Genomic DNA, 4596 nt, shown 5'->3' with positions numbered 1-4596 from the left:
GCAGGCCGGAATCCTGATACCGACCAACTTCCCTGAATATCAATTCATTTATGATTATGCGCGCCGTCTGGAATTCACCGATATGGCGCTGCGCTCTGAGAATCTGGTTCAACCGATAACTTCCGAAGCGCTGGCTTTTCCCTGTCCGTTCCAAACTCATTTCACCGCAATCGACGTTTCGACAATACGGCTCTTTGGCTCTCTTGCCGAAGAATCGTTTTTTGCCCGGCAGAGCCGCGCCCGGGTTTATGAATCGTTTCGCGGCGGCATGTCCGCCGCGCCGCTGCGCAACCTTACTATCCATGGTGAATTTCGAATTGACGAAAAACTGGCAAAAGCGCCTGACTACCGCGGCAAGAAATGGCGCGGATTCGCCGGCGAAGTAAATACCGCTTATCTCCATTACAAGAGTGACCGCTGGGATATTATCCTCGGACGGTTTGTTTCCAACTGGGGACCGGCCAACCGGTCGCTAGTGCTCTCGTCTTCCGCCCGCCCCATGGACGCTCTACTGGGAAGGTTGCAGTGGGGACGATTCCGCTTAAGTTTTCAGATGGGGCAACTGAATCGTCTGGAGAGTACCTTGCCCGACTCAACAATTCAGTTTCAAAACAGGTATTTTGCAGGCCATCGTCTTGATATCAAACTGCACCGCAATCTGCACCTCGGTCTATTCGAAACGATAATCTTCGGCGGATACGGCCGTTCTTTCGACTTAGCCTATTTGAATCCGCTGCTCTTTTTCCATTCGGTGCAGTTAAACAGCAACAGTGATGATAATACCTTTCTCGGTTGCGATATTTCGTTCTATCTTCACAACCGCCATAAATTCTACGGGCAACTGCTTATTGATGATTTCCAGATTGATAAAAAAGAACCCGGCGACTATGAGCCGGATGAAATCGGCTATCTGGTCGGATTCGAGTCTATAAATTCTCCCGGCGGAATCGATATCGGTCTGCAGTACTGCCGCATCGCCAACCGCACCTACAATCAGATATTTGAACGGAACCGGTATCTGCACGATGGCGAACTTCTGGGATACCCTTTGGGACCCGATGGCGACCAGTTGCTTTTACGACTCACTCACTGGTTCAATTATGACAAGAAGGGAGAACTGGAACTGGAATACCGACGTCAGGGATTGGGCAGAGTCACTGACCCCTGGACACAACCCTGGCTTGATTCCCCCGGACAATACAGCGAGCCCTTCCCGACCGGCACTGTCGAAAAATTCCTCCGCATCGGTCTCGGCGGCGCCATTCTCATCCGCGAGCGGCTCTTTGTCGATTTTGACGGCGGCGTCCGCATTTACAAGAATCTCTATCATCAGAACGGCAACAGCCGGACTCTCCCCTATTTTGGCGGGAAACTTTCTCTCCTATTTTCTGTTCCGGTTAATATTGAGTAGCCCCGTATCATCAGGTGCGGTCGCACGCAACTGCAACGCCTTGATGATAACGGAATGAGACTTTGTCTTTTATCAATCCTGTTTTCGCTTGCAGGCGCAAGCCCGGAGAAGAATGGAATGACTGAAAAATATACCAATCATCTTATAAACGAAAGTTCCCCTTATCTGCTCTCGCACGCCCACAATCCGGTCAATTGGTATCCCTGGTCGGCGGAAGCGCTGGAAAAAGCGAAGCAGGAGGATAAACCGATATTTCTGTCAATAGGATATGCCGCCTGCCACTGGTGTCATGTGATGGAGCGGGAATCGTTCGAGAACGAGCCGATAGCCGCCGCCCTGAATGAGAATTTTGTCTCCATAAAAGTTGACCGGGAGCAGCGTCCCGATATCGACCAGATATATATGACCGCGGCGCAGGCGATGACCGGAAGCGGCGGCTGGCCTCTTTCGGTTTTTCTCACTCCCGACTTGAAACCGTTTTTTGCCGGCACCTATTTTCCGCCGGATAATCGCTATGGCCGCCCCGGATTCATGCATGTCATTACCGAACTGGCAAAGTCATATAGGACGGAGCGAGAAGGGCTGGAAGAGATGGCGAACCGTTTGACAGACGCCCTCAAATCGCATATGACGCCGGAGAAAGGCGAAGAGATTCCGCTCGAGCCAAAGATGTTAGAAACTGCCATCCGGGCGTTGATAAACAATTATGACCCGGTCAATGGCGGTTTTGGCGCCGCGCCGAAATTCCCCCATCCGACCGAACTCTCCTTTATGCTCCGATATGCTGTCACAAGAATTAATGATACTATCCAGGGTGCGGTGGAAAAATCGCTGCAGAAAATGGCGTACGGCGGTGTCTATGACCAGTTTGGCGGCGGCTTTCATCGTTATTCCGTCGATGCCCGCTGGCTGGTCCCTCATTTCGAGAAGATGCTCTACGATAATGCCCTGCTTGCTATTGTTTACGGTGAAGCCCATCAGATAACTCAGAACCCCCTTTATCTTCGCATCATGCAGGAGACTCTCGATTTCATCCTGCGCGAAATGACCGACTCCGCCGGAGGATTTTATTCGGCGCTGGATGCCGACAGCGAGGGCGAGGAAGGGAAATTTTATGTCTGGAAGAAGGACGAAATCGATTCTCTGCTCGGCAAGAAAGCCGAGCCATTCTGCCGCTATTTCAATATCACTGATTTGGGGAATTTCGAAGGCAACTCCAATATCCCCAATATCGATTCCTCCTCTTTCGAGTACCTGAACCGTTCCGGAATTCCTGCCGACGAATTCCAGAAGACGATTGACGAATCAAAACGGATGCTTCTTGATGTGCGAAACCGACGAGTCCGCCCGGCGACCGACGACAAGATACTGACCTCCTGGAACGGGTTGGCGATATCTGCTCTCGCGCGCGGATTTCAGATATCCGGGGATGAGCGGTACCGTGATGCCGCCCTCAGTGCGGCGACATTCATTAAGAGTGAACTGTACCGCAACGGTGCGCTTGTCCACTCTTATCGAGGAGGGAAATTTTCCGACGGCGAATTCCTTGAAGACTATGCTTATCTGACGACCGGGTTGATTGATTTATATGAATCAGTCTATGATTACGGCTGGATAGAATTTTCATCGGCACTGGCGGAGCGGGCGCGGGAAAAATTTTTCGACAGCGATGGCAATTTCTTTTTGGCGCCCGACAATCAGAGCGACCATTTTATTCGTCCCCGTGATATCACCGACGGCGCCCTGCCGGCGCCCGGCTCCATTATGATGCAGTCGCTTCTCCGGTTATCGGTTATAACCGGACGGGAAGTATTCAAACAGACCGCCGAGATGGGATTGCGCGCTGTCGCCGCTATGATGAGCAGCCTGCCGTACGCCATAACCTCGGCTTTGACCGCTTTAGATTTCCTGACATCAGACAGCATCGAAATTGTCATAGTCGGCGACCGCAGCCGTTCCGATTTCTTAAGGGAAGTGTACCAGAGATTTATTCCCCATAGAGTCCTCATCGTTTCCAGTCGCAGTGAGGAGAATATCCCGCTGCTTGAGGGACGAAAGTCTGACGGCGCTACGACCGGCTTCCTCTGCCGCAATCGGGTCTGCCGACTGCCGATAAAAGCCCTTGATGAATGGAAAAAGGCGCTGGCGGAGATATAGATTCAGAATTCGTTCTTCCTGATTACAGAACATTCACTTGACAGAATCTCAATTCGCCTGTTACTTGGATATGGAAAGATTTGTAGCAGATTCGGGGGATTGATGCCGTATAATTCTCACGGGTTGGCTCTAGCATACCCAAGTCGTTTCGAGGATCGTAATTTACTGCGACCTAGCCGAATTCTGACCTTGACACTGGTGGTAGTACTAGTAGTCTCCGGTTTCAATATTGCAGAAGCCGAGTGGATATTTCCAATCACCAATCCCGGTGTGAAAGTCGATTCCATATATCGTTATCTGGTCGTTCGGGACACGACCATGCAGAAGGTATTTGGTGCGCAGATACTATCATTGGGGGATATTTCCGGTGATGGATGTACTGATGTCTTGATTTGTCGCAATGAAGGAAACAATCTCATTCCCAATAATGCCTATCTCTTCTATGGGGGAACAACTCTTGACTCTGTCTTTGACGCTGAATTTCTTAATTTTAAGTCTAATATGAACAAGATTGGCGATGTGACTGGTGATGGTTTCATGGATTTTGGTATGTACCTTCCAGAGCCAAGTTACCAATTTTTTTGGGGCGGTCATACATTTGACGATAACTTTGACTTTCGCATTCCTTCAATATTGTCTTTTACTTGCCGTTCAGGAGATATAGACTCCGATGGCGGGCTTGACATTGCCCTCAGCACAGATCCCAACGGTGGGTATGTGAACATATATCGAATCGACTTTCTCAGGGACACTCTGCCAGAATATGTCATTCCCGACACTTCGACAAGTTTTGGCAACAACATTGCCGTCGGTGATTTCAATGGAGACACATATCCGGATTTGGCTGTGTCCTCGAATTTGGACGTTCACCTTGACTCCTCTCGTATTAAGTTCTATTGGGGTGGACCTGATTTCGACACTATTCCTGACTTCGTCATCTCTCGCGCCATATGGGGATTTGGGAAAATAATGATGCCAATTGATGATTTCAACGGAGATGGATATGGCGACCTGTTTATTGGCGGCGC

General features: G+C 50.1%; 3 protein-coding genes. All 3 read left to right on the top strand.

The features are described 5' to 3' along the window. Nucleotides 1-1411, top strand: a 1411-nt coding sequence (locus AB1690_09235; GenBank protein MEW6015494.1) for a capsule assembly Wzi family protein, incomplete at its 5' end; no start/stop codon positions are given. A 117-nt stretch (nucleotides 1412-1528) separates the two neighbouring features. Beyond that, nucleotides 1529-3568 carry a thioredoxin domain-containing protein gene (locus AB1690_09230; GenBank protein MEW6015493.1) on the top strand — a complete coding sequence of 680 codons (2040 nt, stop codon included), beginning with the start codon at nucleotides 1529-1531 and terminating at the stop codon, nucleotides 3566-3568. A 102-nt stretch (nucleotides 3569-3670) separates the two neighbouring features. Then, a partial coding sequence (locus AB1690_09225) for an FG-GAP repeat protein (protein MEW6015492.1) occupies nucleotides 3671-4596 on the top strand: 926 nt, incomplete at its 3' end.

Source organism: Candidatus Zixiibacteriota bacterium, from assembly GCA_040753495.1.
Lineage (GTDB): Bacteria > Zixibacteria > MSB-5A5 > GN15 > PGXB01 > DYGG01.
This window is presented reverse-complemented; position numbering and strand designations above follow the sequence as displayed.